A 22,056-nucleotide genomic window follows, 5' to 3' on the forward strand; every position below is an offset into this window, starting at 1 on the left:
CTATGCAATTCAGGAATGTCCCGTGAGCGCCCAGGTGGGCGATCAGTCGTTCTCCCGCTCCAGTGCCCTCAGCAGCTCCGTGAGCAGCTCCGCCACGGCGCCGAGGTGCGGCAGCTGGAGCATCGTGAAGTGGTTGCCGGGCACCTCGAGCACCCGCGGCGCCTGGGTGAGCCACGCAGTCCATCCCAGGTCCACTGCCGGTGTGGTGGCCTCGGCGGCTCGGAGGAGCACGGCCGGGCCGTCGTAGCGAGCCGGGACGTAGTTCCACTGGGCCGAGAAGAGCCGCTCGAAGACGAGGAAGAGGCGCTCGGTCTCGTCCACGTCCAGGTCGGGCACGCCGCCGGGCAGGTGACGCAGCTGCTCCAGCAACCAGGCCAGGCGCTCGCGGCCCTGGAGCTGCCGCAGCTTCTCCACGTCCACCTTCAACGCGCGCCACGGCAGGCCGTGGAGCTCGCCGAAGGTGGCGAGCTGCTGGATGAGCTCCGGCTCTGGCGTGGGACGGGCTTCGGGCGCGGGCGTGTCGAGCATCACCAGCAGCTCCACCGCTTCACCCTCCGCCTGGAGCTGGTGCGCCAGCGCATGGGCGACGAGCCCGCCGAAGGACCACCCACCCAGCAGGTACGGGCCGTGCGGCTGTACCGCGCGCAGCTGCGGGAGGTAGTGCCGGGCCAGGGCCTCCACGGACGCGGGAGGCAGCTCGCCGCCGTCCAGTCCGGGCGCCCGGAAGGCGTACACGGACCGGTCCGCGGGGAGGAACCGGGCCAGGTCGGCGAAGGCATTCACACCGCCGCCACCGCCATGGACGAGGAACAACGGCCGGCGTCCCTCCTGGCCCTGCTTCAGGCGCACCAGGTTGGAGGCGGCGGCGGGCGTCGACTCCTGTCCGCGCGTGTCCAGGTAGTGGGCCAGCGCCGCGACGGTGGAGTGCTGGAAGACGATGGCCAGCGGCAGGCGCGTCCGCGTCGCCTCCTGGAGGCGGGACACCATGCGCGCCGCCAGGAGCGAGTGGCCACCGAGGCCGAAGAAGTTGTCGGTGGCGCCCACGCGCGGCACGCCGAGCACCTCGGCCCAGAGGGCCGCGAGCCGTTCCTCGGTGGGCGTGCGCGGAGCGACGTACTCGCCCTCGGGAGTGGAGGACGCGCTTGGCGCGGACAGGGCCTTGCGCGGCTTCACCCGCGCGTCGGCGCGGCCGATGACGTCGAGCGTGCCGTCCTCCCTCCAGCGCGCGAGCTCCCCCGTGCGGTAGAGGCGCGCACCGGGGACTTCGCTGAAGGTGTCGGGCACGAAGTGCTCCGCGGTGGGCTCGGGCTGGCCGCGCTCACCACGGGCCAGCTCCTCCCCGCCCACGTAGAGCTCTCCGACGGCGCCCACGGGCACCGGCTGGCCCTGCGCGTCGAGCACGTACGCCCGCGTGCCGCCGAGGGGGAGGGTGACTCCCGCGGTGGTGCTCCACTCCCGCAGCAGCTTCGTCCGCTCCGTCGCGCTCATCAGCGGCAGCGTGGCGAGGCGCTGGTTCGGGTTGGCGGCGATGGCACCCAGCAGCGCGCGGAAGTGCTCGACGAGGCGCGCCGCGGTGGAGGCGTTGAACAGGTCGGTGTTGTACTCCAGCGCGCCGGCCAGCCCCGTGGCGGTGGACGTCATCACCAGCGTCAGCTCGAACTTGGCGGCGGGGTTGCCGGCCTCCACCGTGGAGAGCTTCAGGCCGGGAAGACGCAGCTCCGACTCCGGCAGGTTCTGCAGGACGAACATCACCTGGAACAGCGGCGGGCGGCTCAAGTCCCGCTCGGGCTGGAGCACCTCCACCAGCTTCTCGAAGGGCACCTCCTGGTGGGCATACGCGCCCAGCATCGTCTCACGCACGCGCTCCAGCAGGGACACGAAGGTGTCCTCGCGGGAGAGCTGCGAGCGCAGGGCGAGCGTGTTGACGAAGAAGCCGATGAGGCCTTCCGTCTCCGAGCGATTGCGGCCGGCGATGGGCGAGCCGACGACGATGTCGTCCTGCCCCGAGTACCGCGCGAGCAGCGTCTGCCACGCGGCGAGCAGCACCATGAAGAGGGTGGCCTGGTGCCCCTGGCCGAGCGCCTCGAGCTGCCTGGACAGCTCGGGAGTCAGGGTGAAGGCGTGCGCCGCGCCGTGGGACGTCTGCACCTCGGGACGCGGCTTGTCCGTGGGCAGCTCCAGGGCATGCGGCGCCCCGCCGAGCTGCTGCTTCCAATAGTCGAGCCACGCATCGAGCACCTCTCCGCGCAGCCAGTCGCGCTGCCACACCGTGTAGTCGGCGTACTGGACGGGCAGCGGCGGCAGGCGGGGCGTCTCGCCGGTGGCGTGGGCCTGGTACAGCGCGGCCAGCTCGCGGATGAGCACGCCCATGGACCAGCCGTCGGAGACGATGTGGTGCATCGTCATCAGCAGCACGTGCTCGACGGGCGTCAGCCGCGCCAGGGTGACGCGGAAGAGCGGCCCCTGCACGAGGTCGAACGGCGCCGCGGCCTCGGAGGCGGCCAGCCGCCGGGCGCCGGCTTCACGGGCCTGGACGGGCAGGGCGCTCAGGTCCACCACCGGCAGCTTCGCCGCCGGGGCGGGGTGGATGCGCTGCACGGGCTCGCCGTCCTGGACGGCGAAGGTGGTGCGCAGCGACTCGTGGCGCTCGATGAGTGAGTGGAGCGCGCGCTCCAGGGCGGGTACGTCGAGCGTGCCGGAGAGCCGGACGGCGGTGGGCAGGTTGTAGGTGGCGCTGCCGGGCTCCAGTTGGTCGATGAACCACAGGCGCTGCTGCGCGAAGGAGAGCGGCAGGGCCCGGGTGCGCGGCGCGGGCCGCAGGGGCGGAGCTTCATGCATCGCCGTGCTGGCCTTCTGGAGCGAGGCAATCCGCTGCGCGAGCGCGGCGAGGGTGGGGGCCTCGAACACGGCACGCAGCGGCAGCTCGACGTGGAAGGCGGCGCGGATGCGCGAGACGAGCTGCGTGGCCAGCAGCGAGTGGCCGCCCAGGGAGAAGAAGCTGTCGTCCACGCCCACGCGCTTCACCTTGAGCAGCGCGGCCATGAGGTCCGCCAGCGTCTCCTCGGTGGGCGTGCGCGGCGCCACGTAGCCCTCGGAAGGGGTGCCCGACTCCGGGATGGGCAGGGCCTTGCGGTCCAGCTTGCCGTTCGGCGTGAGGGGCAGGGCCTCCAGCACGATGAGGGCGGAGGGCACCATGTACGCGGGGAGCCGCTGCTGGAGGGCGGCGCGCAGGGCGCCCACGTCCAGTGCCTGGCCCGCGGTGGCGGGGACGACGTAGCCGACGAGGCGCTGGTGGCCGGGCATGTCCTCGCGCACCAGCACGGCGGCTTCGCGCACGCCGGGCTGCTGCTGGAGGGCGGACTCGATTTCGCCTGGCTCGATGCGCTGGCCGCGCAGCTTTACCTGGAAGTCGATGCGGCCCAGGTAGTCGAGCGTGCCGTCCGCCTTCCACCGCGCCTTGTCGCCGGTGCGGTACAGGCGTGCGCCGGGCTCGGTGCTGAACGGGTCGGGCACGAAGCGCTCGGCGGTGAGGTGCGGGCGGTTCAGGTAGCCTCGCGCGAGGCCCTCGCCGCCCACGTACAGCTCACCGGGCACGCCCGGGGGAACGGGCCGCAGGTGCTCATCCAGCACGTAGGTCCGCGTGTTCGCGATGGGCCGGCCGATGGGCACCACCGCACCGGACACGTCGCCCTCCACGCTCCACACGGTGGCGTCGATGGTGGTCTCGGTGGGGCCGTAGCTGTTCGTCAGGCGGACGCGGGGCAGGGCCTCGCGCACGCGGGGCGGCAGGTCCAGCGGAAGCGCCTCGCCTCCGGGGATGAGGCAGCGCAGCCCGGTGGCGGCGGACAGGCCGGGCTCGTCCAGCAGCACGCGCAGGAGCGAGGGCACCAACTGGAGCACGGTGATGCCGTGGCGCACGAGGCAGTCGAGCAGGACGCGCGAATCCCGCTGCGCGTCCGGCGGCGCCAGCACGAGCGTGCTTCCGGTGAGGAGGGCGGAGAAGAGCTCCGCGACGGAGGTGTCGAAGCTCAGCGAGGTGAGCTGGAGGGTGCGCTCTCCCGGGCCCATGCCGAACGCGGTGCGCATCCACCCGGCGTGGTTGGCGAGCGAGCGGTGGGAGATGACGGTGCCCTTGGGCTGACCGGTGCTGCCCGACGTGTAGATGACGTAGGCGGCGCTCTCCGGCGGCACCGCGACGCTCGCCACGGGGGCGTCGGTGCGCGCGAGGGCGTCCCGCTCCACGTCGACGCACACCACGGCGGGTCCCTCGGGCAGCAGGCCGCGCAGGTGCTGCTGGGTGAGCAGCACCGGGGCGGCGGAGTCCTGGAGCATGAAGGCCAGGCGCTCGCGCGGGTAGGCCGGGTCCAGCGGCACGTAGGCGCCGCCGGCCTTGAGCACGCCGAGCACCGCCACCGGCAGGTCCAGCGAGCGCTCCATGCATAGGGCCACGAGGGTGTCCGCGCGCACGCCGAGCTGGCGCAGGTGCGCGGCCAGCAGGCCGGAGCGCGCGTCGAGCTCCGCGTACGTGAGCGAGCCCACGTCGGAGACCACCGCGAGCGCGTCCGGGGTGCGCGAGGCCTGGGCGGAGAAAAGGTGGTGGACGCTGGCCTGGGACGGGAAGTCCGCGGCGGTGGTGTTCCACTCCACCAGCACCCGGTGCTGCTCCGCCTCGTCCATCAGCGGCAGCGACGAGATGGGCCGCTCCGGATGGTCCACCGCCGCGCCCAGCAGGGTGCGCAGGTGCGCCACCATGCCGGAGGCGGTGCTCTCCTCGAAGAGGTCCGAGTTGAAGAGCAGCGTGCCCCGGAAGCCCTCGGGCGTTTCCGCCAGTGCGAGCTCGAGCTCGAACTTCGCCGTGGCGCTGTCCACGTCATGGGGGCGCATCGACAGGCCCGAGACGCGCGCCGTGGACGTGGGCGCGTTCTGCAGGACGAAGAGCACCTGGAAGAGCGGGCCGCGGCTCATGTCGCGCGAGGGCTGGAGCTCCTCCACCAGCCGCTCGAAGGGGACGTCCTGGTGCTCGAAGGCGCCCAGGGACATCTCCTTCACCTGCCGCAGCAAGCCCACGAATGAGGCACTGCCGTCCACCCTCGTGCGCAGGGCCAGGGTGTTGACGAAGAAGCCGATGAGGCCTTCCAGCTCACCTCGCTGGCGGCCGGCGATGGGCGAGCCGACGGTGATGTCGTCCTGTCCGGAGTAGCGCGACAGGAGCACCTGGAAGGCGGCCAGCAGCGCCATGAAGGGCGTGACGCCCTCTTGCTGGCACAGCGCCTTGAGCCGGCCGGCGAGGTCCGCCGGGATGAGGACGGGCACCTGCGCTCCGCGGAAGGTCTGCCCCGCCGGGCGCGGCTTGTCCGTGGGCAGCTCCAGCGCGCGCGGCGCGCCCTCGAGCCGCCGGCGCCACCACGCGAGGTTCTGCTTCAGCACGGCCCCCTGCATCCACTGGCGCTGCCACACGGCGTAGTCCGCGTACTGGAGCGGCAGCGGCGGCAGCGGCGACGGACGTCCCTGCAGGAAGGCCTCGTAGAGCGCGGCCACCTCGCGCACCAGCACGCCGTTGGACCAGCCGTCGGAGACGATGTGGTGCAGGTTGAGCGCGAGCACATGCTCGTCGGGTCCGAGCTTCCACAGCCCCGCGCGGATGAGCGGTCCGGTGGCGAGATTGAACGGACGCAGGGCGTGCTCGCGGAGCTGTTGCTCCAGCGCCTCGCGGGCGGCCTCGGGCGTCAGGCTGCTCAGGTCCACCGTCGTGAGCGGCAGCTCGGCGTAGGGGAGGATGAACTGGAGCGGCTGGCCCTCCTGCTGGATGAAGAGGGTGCGCAGCGCTTCATGACGCTGCACCAGCTCCGTGAGCACCCGCTGGAGCGCGGCCACGTCCAGCGTGCCCTCCAGCCGCACGAAGGCCGGCATGTTGTAGGTGGCGCTGCCGGGCTCCAACTGGTCGATGAACCACAGCCGCTGCTGTGCGAACGACAGCGGCAGCGGGCCCGTGCGCGGCACCGGGACGATGGGCGGAATCTCGGGGTTCCTCGCCTGCTGGAGGTCCTCGATGTGCCGGGCCAGTCCCGCCGGCGTGGGCGTCTCGAAGAGGACTCGCAGGGGCAGGTTGACGGAGAAGGCGGTGCGGAGGCGCGAGGCGAGTTGCGTGGCGAGCAGGGAATGTCCCCCGAGCGCGAAGAAGCTGTCGTCCGCGCCCACGCGCTCGACGCGCAGGAGCTGGCTCATGAACCCCGCGATGAGCTGCTCTGACGGCGTGCGCGGCGCGACCCAGGGCGCCGTCACCCCGGCGCGAGCGTCCGGCGCGGGCAGGGCCTTGCGGTCCACCTTGCCGCTGGGGTTGAGCGGCAGGGCCTCCAGCACGACGAAGTCCGAGGGCCGCATGTACTCGGGGAGCACTCTCGCGAGCTCATCGCGCAGGTTCGCCATGTCGAGCGTCGGAGCCGTGGCTCCCGGCACGACGTAGGCGACCAGCCGTTGCTGGCCCGGCACGTCCTCGCGCACGAGGACCACCGCATCACGCACGCCTGGCAGCCGTGCGAGGGCGGCCTCGATTTCGCCCAGCTCGATGCGCTGGCCGCGCAGCTTCACCTGGAAGTCGATGCGGCCCAGGTAGTCGAGCGTGCCATCCGCCATCCACCGCACCTTGTCGCCCGTGCGGTAGAGGCGCGCGCCGGGCTCGGTGCCGAACGGGTCGGGGACGAAGCGCTCGGCGGTGAGGTGCGGACGGTTCAGGTAGCCGCGAGCGAGCTGCACGCCGCCGAGGTACAGCTCGCCGGGCACGCCCGACGGCACCGGCTGCATGCGCGCGTCCAGCACGTAGGCCCGGGTGTTGGCGACGGGACGGCCGATGGGAACGGTGATGCCGGATTCCCCGCCCGTGGCCTCGGCGAAGGTGGCGTCGATGGTGACTTCCGTCGGGCCGTAGAGGTTGACCAACTGCACGTTCGGCAGGACCGCGCTCAGCCTCCGGGCCAGCTCGGTGGGAAGGGCCTCGCCGCCGCAGTACAGCCAGCGCAGGGACGTGGCGCTGCCCATGGCCTTCTCCTCCAGCATGAAGCGCAGCAGGGAGGGCACCACCTGGAGGACGGAGATGCGCTGACGCGAGACGCACTCCAGCAGCGCGGCCGGGTCGCGATGGGCCTCGGGCGGAGCGAGGACGAGCGAAGCGCCCACCAGCAGCGGAGCCCAGCACTCCCAGACGGAGGCGTCGAAGCTCAGCGGCGTCTTCTGCAGCACCCGGTCTTCCGCGGAGATTCCGAACGTGGCGAGCAGCCACGCCATGTGATTCGCGAGGGCGCGATGGGAGATGACCGTGCCCTTGGGCTGGCCGGTGCTGCCTGACGTGTAGATGACGTAGGCGGCGCTCTCCAGCGGCACCTGGACGCCCGGCGTGCGCGCACGGGCCTCCTCGCTCCAGCCGGAGTCGAGGCACAGCACGGAGGGTCCTTCGGGCAGGAGCCCGCGCAGGTGCGACTGCGTGAGCAGCACCGACGCGGCGGTGTCCTGGAGCATGAAGGCCAGGCGCTCACGCGGGTAGCCCGGGTCCAGCGGCACGTAGGCCGCCCCGGCCTTGAGGATGCCGAGGAGCGCCACGGGCAGCTCCAGCGAGCGCTCCATGCACACGCCCACCAGCACTTCGCGCCCGACACCGAGCTGGCGCAGCCTCGCGGCGAGCTGGTCCGCGCGCGCGTCGAGCTGCGCATAGGTGAGGGTCTGGTCTTCGAAGCGCACGGCCTCGGCGTCGGGCGTGCGCTGCACCTGGGCCTCGATGAGGGTGTGCAGGCAGACGTCGCGCGGGTAGGCCTCGGCGCGGCCCTGGAAGTCCACCAGCAACTGGCGGCGCTCGTCAGGGGTGAGCAGCGGCAGCGTGGCCACGGGCTCTTCCGGCCGTGCCAGCAGGCCGTCGAGCAGCACGAGGAAGTGCTCCACGATGCGCGTGACGGTGGGCCGCTCGAACAGGTCCGTGTTGTAGACGAGCGCGCCGTGCAGCTCCTCGGGCTTCTGGGCGAGGTCCAGGCTCAGGTCGAACTTCGCCGACTCGAACTCCTGGTCCAGCGCGCGCAGCTCCAGCGGTCCGGCGCCTCCCGGTCCCGCGGGAATCTCCACGGGCGCGTCCGGCGTGTTCTGCAGGCCGAACATCACCTGGAACAGGGGCGAGTGGCTCAGGCTGCGCTCCGGCTGCAGCTCCTCGACCAGCTTCTCGAAGGGCATGTCCTGGTGCTCGTAGGCACCCAGGGTGGTGGCGCGCACCTCGGCGAGCAGCTCGCGGAAGGTGACCTGAGGCCGGATTCGCGTGCGCAGCACCAGCGTGTTGACGAAGAAGCCGATGAGCCCTTCCGTCTCGGCGCGGTTGCGGCCGGCAATCGGCGAGCCCACCACGATGTCGTCCTGCCCGGAGTAGCGCGCCAGCAGCAGTTGCCACGTGGCGAGCAGCGCCATGAAGGGCGTGGCGCCCTCGCGCTTGCACAGCGCGATGAGCGCGTCGAACTGTGGCTTCGTCAGGCGCAGCGGCACGTACGCGCCCCGGGTCGACTGAACCCGGGGACGCGGCTTGTCGGTGGGGAGCTCCAGCACCGGAGGCGCGCCGGAGAGCTGCTCGCGCCAGTAGCCGAGCTGCTTCTCCAGCACCTCGCCCTGGAGCCACTTGCGCTGCCAGAGGGCGTAGTCCGCGTACTGCAGCGGCAGCGGGGGCAACCTGGGCTCGAGTCCGGAAGCGAAGGCGCCGTACAGCGTGGCGACCTCGCGAATCAGCACGCCCATGGACCAGCGGTCCGAGACGATGTGGTGCATCGTCACCATGAGCATGTGTTCCTTCGCGTCCAGCTTGAACAGATGGGCGCGCAGCAGCGGTCCGCGCGACAGGTCGAACGGGCGCAGCGTCTCCTCGGAGATGAGCCTGCGGACTCGCGCCTCACGCTCTGCCGCGGGCACGTTGCTCAGGTCCACCACGGGCAGCGGGAAGTCCGAGGCCGTGAGGATGCGCTGCTGCGGCTCGCCGTCGCGCGAGGCGAAGACGGTGCGCAGCGACTCGTGGCGCTCGACGACGGTGGTGAAGGCGCGGCTCAGCGCGGCCACCGCCAACACGCCCTTGATGCGCAGCACGGCGGGGAGCGCATAGGCGGGGCTGTCGGGGTCGAGCTGCGTGATGAGCCACAGCCGCTGCTGGGCGAAGGACAGCGGCCACTCGCCGTGGCGGCCCATGGCGGTGAGGGCGGGCGCCTTCGGGCCCTGCTCGCTCCGGGAGCTCTGGATGCGCTCCGCGAGCGCCGCCACGGTGGGGGCGTCGAAGAGCGCGCGCAGGGGCAGCTCCACGTTGAGGGTGGAGCGGATGCGGGAGATGAGCTGCGTGGCCAGCAGCGAGTGGCCGCCCAGCGCGAAGAAGTTGTCGGTGGCTCCCACGCGCTGCACGCGCAGCACCTGGGCGAAGAGGCCGGCCAGTTGCTCCTCGGTGGGCGTGCGCGGGGCGACGTAGGCCTCGTCGGATGTTGCGGACGCGGACTCTGGCGCGGGCAGTGCCTTGCGGTCGACCTTGCCGTTGGGGTTGAGGGGGAATGCGTCCAGGGCCACGAAGGCCGAGGGCACCATGAAGTCGGGCACGTGCTGGCGCAGGTGGCGGCGCAGCGCTTCGACTTCAATCTTCTGACCTGGAGCGGGGACGACGTAGGCGACGAGGCGCTTGTCGCCACCGGGCGAGTCCTGACGCGCCATCACCACCGCGCCCTGCACGGTGGGGTGACTGCGCAGGCCGGACTCGATTTCGCCCAGTTCAATCCGGAAGCCACGCACCTTCACCTGGTGGTCGATGCGGCCCAGGTAGTCGAGCTGACCGTCGGCCCTCCAGCGCACCAGGTCTCCGGTGCGGTACATGCGCGCGCCGGGAGTGGTGCTGAAGGGGTCCGGCACGAAGCGCTCCGCGGAGAGGTCGGGCCTGCCGAGGTAGCCGCGAGCGAGGCCGGCGCCGGAGAGGTAGAGCTCACCGGGGACGCCGACGGGCTGGAGCTGGAGGCTGGGGGTGAGGATGTAGCCGGCCGTTTCGGGCAGGGGCACGCCGATGGTGGGCTCACCGGGGCCGTCGGGGACGCGGGTGAAGGTGGAGTAGGTGGTGTCCTCGGTGGGGCCGTAGAGGTTGAAGACGTGCTTGACGGTGCCGGTGGCGTAGAGGCCGCGCACGAGGGTACCGGGCAGGGCTTCACCAGCGAGGTTGACGGTGGTGACGGAGGGAGGAATGGCGCCCAGGCGAAGCAACTCGGCGACGGCGGAAGGCACCGTGTTGACGAGCGTCACCTTGGAGGCGGCGGGCAGAGAAGCAAGCTCCAGCGCGTTGGCGGCGAGCAGGACGGTGCCGCCGCAGGAGAGGGGCGCGAAGAGCTCGAAGACGGAGAGGTCGAAGCAGATGGAGGTGGCGGCGAGGGTGCCGGCGAACTGCTCGCGGGAGAAGGTGCGAAGGGACCAGTCGAGGAAGGCGGTGGAGCTGGCGTGGGAGATGGCGACGCCCTTGGGCCTGCCGGTGGAGCCCGAGGTGTAGATGACGTGCGAGAGGTTGTCGGGCACGGCGTGGCATTCCGGCGTGGATGCCGGCAGTCGCGCGAAGGAGGAGGGCAGAGCGTCAAGGCAGACGGTGCGCAGGCCCTGGGTGTCGAGCTGGAGCGAGGTGAGCAGGGACTGGTGCGACAGCAGGAGCTGGGCGCCAGAGTCGGAGAGCGTGTAGTCGAGACGGCCGCGCGGGTAGGCCGGGTCGAGCGGGACGTAGGCACCGCCGGCCTTGAGGACGGCGAGCAGTGACACCACGAGGTCCGCGGTGCGCTCCATGCAGACAGCGACGCGCACCTCGGGCCCGACGCCGAGAGACTGGAGGTAATGCGCGAGGCGGTTGGCGCGCTCATCGAGCTGCGAGTAGGTGAAGCGCTCGGTGCCGACGACGAGGGCGGTGGCGTTGGGAGTGCGAGTCACCTGCGCGGCGACGAGGTGGGGAATGACGGAGCGCTGGAGAATGGTGCGCGTGTCGTTGAACTCCACCAGCAACTGCTGACGCTCCCCGGGCGTGAGGAGGGGAATGGACTCGACGGGCTGCTCGGTGCCCGCGAGCAGTCCCTCCAGCAGCACGCGGTAGTGCTCCGCGATGCGCGCGGCGGTGGCGTGCTCGAAGAGGTCCGTGTTGTAGAGCAGAGTGCCCCGGAAGCCGTCGGACGTTTCTCCCAGTCCGAGCTCGAGGTCGAACTTCGCGGTGACGCTCCGCACTTCCTTCGGGCGCAGCGACAGGCCGGAGACGGGCGCCGCGGACATGGGCGCGTTCTGCAGGACGAAGAGCACCTGGAAGAGGGGGCTGCGGCTCATGTCGCGCGAGGGCTGGAGCTCTTCCACCAGCCGCTCGAAGGGGACGTCCTGGTGGGCATACGCACCCAGCGCCGTCTCCTTCACCTGCCGCAGCAAGCCAACGAATGAGGCACGGCCATCCACCCTCGTGCGCAGGGCGAGGGTGTTGACGAAGAAGCCGATGAGGCCTTCGAGCTCCCCGCGCTGACGGCCGGCAATGGGCGAGCCAACGGTGATGTCGTCCTGTCCGGAGTAGCGCGACAGGAGCACCTGGAAGGCGGCGAGCAGCACCATGAAGGGCGTGACGCCCTCGCGCTGGCACAGCGCCTTCACGGCATCCGCGAGAGAGCGCGGAAGGGTAAAGGCAATCTCGGCGCCGTGGTAGGTCTGCACGGGCGGGCGCGGCCTGTCCGTGGGCAGCTCCAGGTTGGAGAGGCCGGACAGGTGCTGGCGCCACCAGGTGAGCTGCCCGTCGAGCACCGCGCCCTGCAACCACTTGCGCTGCCACACGGCGTAGTCCGCGTACTGGAGCGGCAACGCCGGCAGCGGCGAGGGCCTGCCTTGAGAGAAGGCCTCGTAGAGCGCGGCGACTTCCCGCACGAGCACGCCCATGGACCAACCGTCGGAGACGATGTGGTGCATGTTGAGCGCGAGCACGTGCTCGGAGGCGCTCAGCTTCCACAACCCCGCGCGGATGAGCGGTCCGGTGGCGAGATTGAACGGACGCAGCGCCTCCTCGCGGAGCTGCTGCTCCAGTGCTTCCCGCGCGGCCTCCGGTGCGAGGTCACTCAGGTCCACCGTGTTCAGCGCCAGCGTCGTGGGCGGCAGGATGATCTGGAGCGGCTGTCCCTCCCGCTGGGTGAAGACGGTGCGCAGGGACTCGTGGCGCTGCACCAGCTCCGTGAGCCCGCGCTGGAGCGCGGCCACGTCCAGCGCGCCTTCCAGCCATACGAAGGCCGGCATGTTGTAGGTGGAGCGGCCGGGCTCCAACTGGTCGATGAACCACAGTCGCTGCTGCGCGAAGGACAGCGGCATGCCTCCGGTCCGTGCCACCGGCACCAGCGACGGCGCCTGGGCGCCGTGCGAGTGGGTGGTGGCTTCGACCCGCGCGGCGAGTTTGGCCACGGTGGGGGACTCGAAGAGCGTGCGCAGGGGCAGCTCCACGTCGAACGCACTGCGCACCCGAGACACGAGCTGGGTGGCGAGCAGTGAGTGCCCGCCCAGCTCGAAGAAGTTGTCAGTGGCTCCCACGCGCTGCACGCGCAGCACCTGGGCGAAGAGGCCAGCCAGTTGCTCCTCGGTGGGCGTGCGCGGAGCGACGTAGGCGGCGTCGGGAGAAGAGGACGCGGACTCCGGCGCGGGCAGTGCCTTGCGGTCCACCTTGCCGTTGGGGTTGAGGGGGAATGCGTCCAGGGCCACGAAGGCCGAGGGCACCATGAAGTCGGGCACGTGCTGACGCAGGTGGCGGCGCAGCGTTTCGACTTCAATCTTCTGGCCTGGAGCGGGGACGACGTAGGCGACGAGGCGCTTGTCGCCGCCGGGCGAGTCCTGACGCGCCATCACCACCGCACCCTGCACGGTGGGGTGGCTGCGCAGGCCGGACTCGATTTCGCCCAGTTCAATCCGGAAGCCACGCACCTTCACCTGGTGGTCGATGCGGCCCAGGTAGTCGAGCTGGCCGTCAGCGCGCCAGCGGACTAGGTCTCCGGTGCGGTACATGCGCGCGCCGGGAGTGGTGCTGAACGGGTCGGGCACGAAGCGCTCCGCGGAGAGGTCGGGCCTGCCGAGGTAGCCGCGAGCGAGGCCCGCGCCGGAGAGGTAGAGCTCTCCAGGGACGCCGACGGGCTGGAGCTGGAGGCTGGGGGTGAGGATGTAGCCCGAAGTCTCCGGCAGGGGCACGCCGATGGTGGGCTCTCCGGGGCCGTCGGGGACGCGGGTGAAGGTGGAGTAGGTGGTGTCCTCGGTGGGGCCGTAGAGGTTGAAGACGTGCTTGACGGTGCCGGTGGCGTAGAGGCCGCGCACGAGGGTGCCGGGCAGGGCTTCGCCCGCGAGGTTGACGGTGGTGACGGAGGGGGGAATGGCGCCCAGGCGCAGCAACTCGGCGACGGCGGAAGGCACCGTGTTGACGAGCGTCACCTTGGAGGCGGCGGGGAGAGAAGCGAGCTCCAGCGCGTTGGCGGCGAGCAGGACGGTGCCGCCGCAGGAGAGAGGCGCGAAGAGCTCGAAGACGGAGAGGTCGAAGCAGATGGACGTCGCGGCGAGGGTGCCAGCGAACTGCTCACGCGAGAAGGTGCGAAGGGACCAGTCGAGGAAGGCGGTGGAGCTGGCGTGGGAGATGGCGACGCCCTTGGGCCTGCCGGTGGAGCCCGAGGTGTAGATGACGTGCGAGAGGTTGTCGGGCACGGCGTGGCATTCCGGCGTGGAGGCCGGCAGTCGCGCGAAGGAGGAGGGCAGAGCGTCAAGGCAGACGGTGCGCAGGCCCTGGGTGTCGAGCTGGAGCGAGGTGAGCAGGGACTGGTGCGACAGCAGGAGCTGAGCACCGGAGTCGGAGAGGGTGTAGTCGAGGCGGCCTCGCGGATAGGCCGGGTCGAGCGGGACGTAGGCGCCACCGGCCTTGAGGACGGCGAGCAGTGACACCACGAGGTCCGCGGTGCGCTCCATGCAGACGGCGACGCGCACCTCAGGGCCGACGCCGAGAGACTGGAGGTAATGCGCGAGGCGGTTGGCGCGCTCATCGAGCTGCGAGTAGGTGAAGCGCTCGGTGCCGACGACAAGGGCGGTGGCGTTGGGAGTGCGGGCCACCTGGGCGGAGACGAGGTGGGGGATGACGGAGCGCTGGAGAATGGTGCGCGTGTCGTTGAACTCCACCAGCAACTGCTGACGCTCCCCGGGCGTGAGCAGCGGGGCCGAGGCCACGGGCTCGCCGGGCCGGGCCAGCAGGTTCTCCAGCAGCACGCGGTAGTGCTCGAGCAGCCGCGCGGCGGTCTCCGCGTCGAACAGGCCCGTGTCGTAGTCGAGCGCGCCCACGAAGCCCGTGGGCCCGTCGACGAGGAAGAAGTCCAGGTCGAACCGCGCGTGGATGTTCTCCTCGGGCAGGGACTGCAGGTGCAGCCCGGGCAGCTCCAGGCGGCCCATGGGCATGTTCCGCAGGGCGAACATCACCTGGAAGATGGGCTCGTAGCTGAGGCTGCGCTCCGGCCGGAGCTCCTCCACCAGCTTCTCGAAGGGGACGTCCTGGTGCTCGTATGCCGCGAGCGTGGTCTCCTTCACGGCGTGCAGCAGGGCGGTGAAGGAGGCCTGCGGGTCGATGCGCGAGCGCAGGGCCAGCGAGTTGGCGAAGAAGCCGATGAGCCCCTCCGTCGCCTGGTGGTTGCGGCCGGCAATCGGCGAGCCCACCACGATGTCGTCCTGGCCCGAGTAGCGCGCCAGCAGCACCTGGAACACCGCCAGCAGCGCCATGAAGGGCGTGACGCCCTCGCGACGGGAGATGGCCTCGAGGGACTCGGAGAGCGACTCACCCAGGACGAAGGGCCGGCGCGCGCCCCGGCGCAGCGGCACGGAGGGACGGGGCCTGTCCGTGGGCAGCTCCAGCAGCGCGGGCGCTCCGGCGAGCTGCTGCTTCCAGTAGCCCAGCCGCGTCTCCAGCGCCTCTCCGCGCAGCCAGCCCTTCTGCCACACGGCGAAGTCGGCGTACTGCACGGACAGCGGCGGCAGGCCGGCGTCCACGCCGTTGACCTGCGCCGCGTACAGCGTGCCCAGCTCGCGCACCAGCACGCCCATGGACCAGCCGTCCGAGACGATGTGGTGCATCGTCAGGAGCAGCACGTGCTCCTTCTCATCCAGGCTCAGCAGCACCGCGCGCAGCAGCGGGCCCGTGGACAGGTCGAAGGGCTTGAGGGCCTCCTCCGCGGCCAGCCGCCGGGCCTCGGCGTGACGCTCGGACGCGGGCAGGGCGCCCAGGTCCACCACCGGCAGCGGCACCGGCGCGGGCGGGTGGATGAGCTGCACGGGCTCGCCGTCGCGTGAGGCGAAGGTGGTGCGCAGCGACTCGTGGCGCCGCACCACCTCGGAGAGGGCCTTCTGGAGGCTGGCCACGTCCGGCGCGCCCTCCAGGCGCAGCGCGAAGGGCATGTTGTACGTCACCGTGCCCGGCTCGAACTGGTCGACGAACCACAGCCGCTGCTGCGCGAAGGACAGCGGCAGCGCATCGTCCGTGCGCGGCACGGGGACGAGCTCGGGCACCTCCAGGCCCTGGCTCGCCAGGCGCGCCGCGTCCACCACCCGGGCCAGCGCGGAGAGGACCGGCGCCCGGAACAGCTCGCGCAGCGGCAGCGTCACGCCGAAGGTGGTGCGAATACGGGACACCACCTGGGTGGCCAGCAGCGAGTGGCCTCCCAGGGCGAAGAAGTCGTCCTCCGCGCTCACGCGCGGCACGCCCAGCACCTGGGCCCAGAGGCTGGCGAGCAGCTCCTCGGTGGGCGTGCGCGGGGCGACATACGCGCGCTCCGTGGAGAGCGCCGTCAGGTCCGGCGCGGGCAGCGCCTTGCGGTCCACCTTTCCGTTGGGCGACAGCGGCAGCGCGTCCAGCACCACCAGCGCCGACGGCACCATGTAGTCCGGCAGCCGCTCCGCCACGAAGGCACGCAGCGCCGCGGTGTCCAGGGCGCGGGGCGCGTCCCCGTCCGCGGGCGCCGGCACCACGTAGGCCACCAGCCGCTTGTCGCCGGGCCGGTCCTCGCGCGCCATGGCCACGGCCTCGCCCACGCCGGGCCAGGACAGCAGGGCGGACTCGACTTCACCCAGCTCGATTCGGTACCCGCGCACCTTCACCTGCGCGTCCGCGCGGCCCACGAAGTCGAGCAGGCCGTCCTTGCGCCAGCGCACCAGGTCTCCCGTGCGGTACAGGCGCGCACCGGGAACACCGGAGAAGGCGTCGGGGATGAAGCGCTCGGCGGTAAGCGCGGGCTGCTCCACGTAGCCGCGCGCGAGGCCGTCACCGCCGATGTACAGCTCTCCGGTGATGCCCACGGGCACGGGCTGGCCGTGCGTGTCCAGCACGTAGGCGCACGTGTTGGCCAGCGGCCCGCCGATGGGCAGGGCGCCGCTCGCCTGCGAGGGCTCCGTCATCCGGAAGCTGGTGGCGAAGACGGTGCTCTCGGTGGGGCCGTAGGCGTTGGTGACGGGGAGGCGCAGCTCCTCCAGGACGCGGCGCACATGCGTCGCGGGCACCACGTCACCGCCGGTGAGCACCTGCTTCAGGGGACGCAGCGCCTCCAGGCCGGACTCGACCACCTGGGTGAAGAGGCCCGCGGTGAGCCACAGCGTGGTGACGTGCGCGTCGCGCAGCACGCGGCCCAGCTCCTCCATGGAGGGCGGGTGCGGCGGGAAGACGACGAGGCGGGCACCATGCAGCAGCGCGCCCCAGACCTCGAACGTGGAGGCGTCGAAGGAGACGGGAGCGAGCTGGAGCAGCGTCTCGTCGGGGCCGAGGTGCGCGTAGTCCACGCCGAACACCGTGCGCAGCACCGCGCGGTGGAAGATGGAGACGCCCTTGGGCCTGCCCGTGGAGCCGGAGGTGAAGTCGATGTACGCGAGGCTCTCCGGCAGCGCGGCCGGAGTGGGCGCGGTGGTGGGCAGCGCGGAGAGGGGCGCGTCCTCCAGCACCACCGGCGTCAGGCCCTCCAGGGGCAGCTTCTGGAGCAGCGACCGCGTGGTGACGAGCACGCGCGGACGTGCATCCTCCACCATGGCGGTGAGCCGCTCGCGCGGGTAGGCCGGGTCCAGCGGAACATAGGCGCCACCGGCCTTGAGGACGGCGACCAGCGTCACCACCAGGTCCAGCGAGCGCTCGACACACGTGGCCACGCGCGAGTCGGTGGAGACGCCCAGGCCGCGCAGGTGGTGCGCGAGCTGGTTGGCGCGCGCATCGAGCTGCCGGTAGGTGAGCTTCGCCCCCTCGAACTCGACGGCGACCTTGTCGGGGAAGCGGGCCACCACCTGCTCGAAGACCTCGGGCAGGGTGGCGTCGCGCGGGTACTCGGCGGTGGTTGCGTTCCAGTCCACCAGCACCTGCCGGCGCTCGGCGCTGGAGAGCAGCGAGATGGAGGGCAGCGGCGCGTCGGGATGGGAGCCGAGGCCCTCCACCAGCGCGCGGAAGTTGCCCAGCATGCGCCGGATGGTGGCGGCCTCGAAGAGGTCGGTGTCGTAGCGCAGGGTGCCGCGGTAGCCGTCCGCGGCCTCGGAGAGGATGAGCTCCAGCTCGAACTTGGCGGTGGAGAGCTCCACCTCGAACATGTGCATCGTCAGCCCCTCCATGCGGGGCGACGTCGCGGGCGCGTTCTGCAGGGCGAAGAGGGCCTGGAACAGCGGCGTGCGGCTCAGGTCTCGCGTGGGCTGCAGCTCCTCCACCAGCCGCTCGAAGGGCACGTCCTGGTGCGCGTACGCGCCCAGCGCCATCTCCTTCACCTGGCGCAGCAGGCCGCGGAAGGAGGCGGGCTCCGACAGCTTCGCGCGCATCACCAGCGTGTTGACGAAGAAGCCGATGAGGCCCTCCAGCTCGCCGCGCTGGCGGCCGGCGATGGGCGAGCCCACGACGATGTCGTCCTGTCCCGAGTAGCGCGACAGCAGCACCTGGTAGGCGGCCAGGAGCGCCATGAAGGGCGTGGCGCCCTCCTGCTGGCACAGGGCCTTGATGCGGCTGGCGACGTCCGCGGGGACGTGGACGGCCACCTGGGCGCCCCGGTATGCCGGCACCGCCGGGCGCGGCTTGTCCGTGGGCAGCTCCAGCGCCCGCGGTGCGCCGGCGAGCTGCTTGCGCCACCACGAGAGCTGCTCCTCCAGCACCGTGCCCCGGAGCCACTCGCGCTGCCACACCGCGAAGTCCGCGTACTGCAACGGCAGGGGTGACAGCGGCGAGGGCCGGCCCTGGCGGCGCGCCTCGTAGAGCGCGGCCACCTCGCGCACCAGCACGCCCATGGACCAGCCGTCCGAGACGATGTGGTGCATGTTCAGCTCGAGCACGTGCTCGTCTGGAGCCAGCCGCCACAGGCTCGCGCGGATGAGCGGGCCGTCGCCGAGGTCGAAGGGCCGCAGCGTGTCCTCGCGAATCTGCTGCTCCAGCGCCTGCCGGGCCGCCTCGGGCGTCAGGCCGCTCAGGTCCACGAGGCTCAGCGGCAGCGCCACCTCGGGGAGGATGAGCTGGCGGGGCTGCCCTTCCTCCTGGCGGAAGACGGTGCGCAGGGCCTCATGGCGCCGCACCAGCTCGGTGAGGCCGTGCTGGAGCGCGGACACCTCCAGCGTCCCCACCAGCCGCACGAAGATGGGCATGCTGTAGGTGGAGCCGCCGGGCTCCAACTGGTCGATGAACCACAGGCGCTGCTGCGCGAAGGACAGCGGCAGCGAGCCCGTGCGCGGCACGGGGACGAGGGCGGGGCCGTGGCTCTCCGTCTCGGAGCCCCGGGCCGCGTCGATGCTCGCGGAGAGCTCCTCGAGCGTCGGCGCGGCGAACAGCTCGCGCAGCGACAGCTCCACGCCGAAGGTGGAGCGGATGCGCGAGGCCACCTGGGTGGCCAGCAGCGAGTGGCCTCCCAGCTCGAAGAAGTCGTCGTGCACGCCCACGCGCGGCACGCGGAGCACCTCCATCCAGAGGGCGGCGAGCCGCTCCTCGGTGGGCGTGCGCGGCGCGACGTAGCCCGCGTCCGGGCCGGACGACACCGCCTCCGGCGAGGGCAGGGCCCTGCGGTTCACCTTGGCGTTGGCCGTGAGCGGGAAGGCGTCCAGCCGCACCAGCGCGGAGGGCACCATGTACTCGGGCAGCCGCTGCTTGAGGTGCGCGCGCAGGGCGGCGGTGTCGAGCGGCTCGGAGGCCACGACGTAGCCGACGAGGCGCTTGTCGCCGGGCACGTCCTCGCGCACCAGCGCCACGGCCTCGCGCACGTCGGGGTGGCTGGCGAGCGCCGCCTCGATTTCGGGCAGCTCGATGCGGAAGCCGCGCAGCTTCACCTGCGCGTCCAGGCGGCCGAGGAACTCGAGCCGGCCGTCGGCGCTCCAGCGGACGCGGTCTCCCGTGCGGTAGAGGCGCGCGCCGGGGATGCCGCTGAAGGCGTCCGGCACGAAGCGCTCGGCGGTGAGCGCGGGCTGCTCCACGTAGCCGCGCGCCAGGCCGTCGCCGCCGATGAACAACTCACCCGGGACACCCACGGGCACGGGCTGGCCGTGCGCGTCCAGCACGTAGACGCGCGTGTTGGCCAACGGCCTGCCGATGGGCAGCACCGCGCTCGCCTGGGCCGCGTCCGTCATGCGGAAGGTGGTGGCGAAGACGGTGCTCTCGGTGGGGCCGTAGGCGTTGGTGACGGGGATGCGCAGCTCCTCCAGCACGCGGCGCGCATGCGGAGCGGAGACGATGTCGCCGCCGGTGAGCAACTGCTTCACCGTGCGCAGGCCCTCCAGGTGTCCGTCCACCATCTGCGTGAAGAGGCCCGAGGTGAGCCACAGCGTCGTCACACCGGTGCGCTGGAGCACCTGGCCCAGCTCCTCCAGCGACGGCGCCTGCGGCGGCATCACCACCAGCCGGGAGCCGTGCAGCAGCGCGCCCCACAGCTCCAGCGTGGAGGCGTCGAACGAGACGGGCGCGAGGAGGAGGAACGTCTCCTCCGGCCCGAAGCGCGCATAGTCCACGCCGAACAGGGTGCGCAGCACGGCCGCGTGCGGAGTGCCCACGCCCTTGGGCCGGCCCGTGGAGCCGGAGGTGAAGTCGATGTACGCGAGGCTCTCCGGCAGCGCGGCCGGAGGGGGCGCGGTGGAGGGCCGCGCGGAGTAATCCACATCCTCCAGCAACAGGGTGCTCATGCCCGTGGTGGGCAGCTTCGTCAGCAGCTCCCACGAGGTGAGGAGTACGCTCGGGCGCGCGTCTTCCACCATGGCCGCGAGGCGCTCGCGCGGATACGCAGGGTCCAGCGGCACGTAGGCGCCGCCGGCCTTGAGGATGGCGACCAGCGCCACCACCAGCTCCACGGAGCGCTCCACGGCGATGGCCACGCGCGAGTCGGTGGACACGCCCAGCTCGCGCAGGTGGTGCGCGAGCGGGTTGGCGCGCTCATCGAGCTGTCGGTAGGTGAGCTTCGCGTCGCCGGACTCGACGGCGACCTTGTCGGGGAAGCGCGCCACCACGGCCGCGAAGACCTCCGGCAGCGTGGACGCGCGCGGGTACTCGGCGGCGGTGGCGTTCCAGTCCACCAGCACCTGCTGGCGCTCGACGCTGGAGAGGAAGGGCAGCGCGGACAGGCGGTGCTCCGGATGCGCGACGATGCCCTCCAGCAGCCGCTCGAAGTGCGTGAGCAGCCGCGTCACCGTCGCGTCGTCGAACAGGTCCGTGCGGTACACGACGGCGGTGCGCAGGCCCTGGGGCAGCTCGGTGGTCAGCAGCAGGAGGTCCGTCTGGGCCGCGCCGCTGTCCATGGGCTGGGCCTCCATGCGCAGCCCGGGAGCTTCCAGCGGCGGCAGGGGCGCGTTCTGCAGCGAGAACATCACCTGGTACAGCGGCGTGACGCCAACCTGCCGCTCCGGCTTCAGCGCCTCCACCACCTTCTCGAACGGAAGGTCCTGGTGGCTGAAGGCGCCCAGCACCTTCTCGTGCACTCGCCGCAGCAGCTCCAGGAACGAGGGGTCGCCGGACAGGTCCGTGCGCAGCGCCACCGTGTTGACGAAGAGGCCGACGAGCCCCTCCAGCTCCGCGCGGCCGCGGCCCGCCACGGGCGAGCCCACCACCACGTCCTCCTGACCGCTGTAGCGCGACAGGAGCACCTGCCACGCGGACAGGAGCAGCGTGAAGAGGGTACGCCCCTCGCGCAGGGCCAGTACCCGGAGGGACTCGAGCAGCTCGGGCGGCAGCATCCGCGTCTGCCGCGCGCCCCGCGCGCTGGTGCCCGTGGTGCGGGGCCGGTCCGTGGGCAGCTCCAGCACCGCGTTCGCATCCAGCTCCCGGCGCCAGTAGCCGAGCTGCGTGTCCAGCGTCTCGCCCTGGAGCCAGTCGCGCTGCCACGAGGCGAAGTCCGCGTACTGCAGCGGCAGCGGCGGCAGCGACGCGGGCTGGCCCGACGCGAGGGCGGGGTAGAGCGCGCCCAGCTCGCGCACCAGCACGCCCATGGTCCAACCGTCGGAGACGATGTGGTGCAGGTTGAGCAGCAGCAGGTGCTCGCGCGGCGCCCAGCGGTACAGCACGGCGCGCAGCAGCGGGCCCTGCTCCAGGTTGAAGGGCTGCCTCGCGTCCGCCCGCAGCCGGCGCCACGCCTCCGCCTCGCCCGTGTCGACGACGTCCACCACCGGCAGCGCGACGTCCTGCGCGGCCGAGATGTGCTGGAGCACCCGCCCGTTCTGCTCGACGAAGGTGGTGCGCAGCGCCTCATGGCGGTCCACCAGCTCCTGGAGCGCCTGGCGCAGGGCCTCCACGTCCAGCACGCCCGACAGCCGCACGGCGCTCGGGACGCTGAGGGCGGCACTTCCTGGCTCGAGCCGCTCCTGGATCCACATCCGCTCCTGGGCGAAGGAGGCGGGGGCACGACGGGACTGACGGGCCTTGTCGCGCAGCAGCTCGGCGAGCCGTGCGCGCTTCTGCTCAGGGGTGAGCGCCATTACGGGGAACTCCAAATCCAGAAGTCGTGCGCAATCCGGAAAGTTATCGCGAGGACGGGCCGGGAAATACCCCGCCCGGCGGGCCATCGGCCAAATGACGTACGGTTCAACTCA

1 protein-coding gene is annotated in these 22,056 nt (G+C 71.9%); it reads right to left on the reverse strand.

All coding sequences use genetic code 11. The features are described from left to right. Positions 1-42: 42 nt before the first annotated feature. Positions 43-21,942, reverse strand: a complete 21,900-nt coding sequence (locus ACVTJA_RS15390) for a non-ribosomal peptide synthase/polyketide synthase (RefSeq protein WP_465837125.1) — start codon at positions 21,940-21,942, stop codon at positions 43-45. Between the last annotated feature and the right edge of the window lie 114 nt (positions 21,943-22,056).

Source organism: Pyxidicoccus sp. M6 (assembly GCF_055568925.1).

Excerpts from the sequence above, each read along its gene's own strand:
- ACVTJA_RS15390 (WP_465837125.1), bottom strand. The coding sequence starts at position 21,942 with ATGGCGCTCACCCCTGAGCAGAAGCGCGCACGGCTCGCCGAGCTGCTG.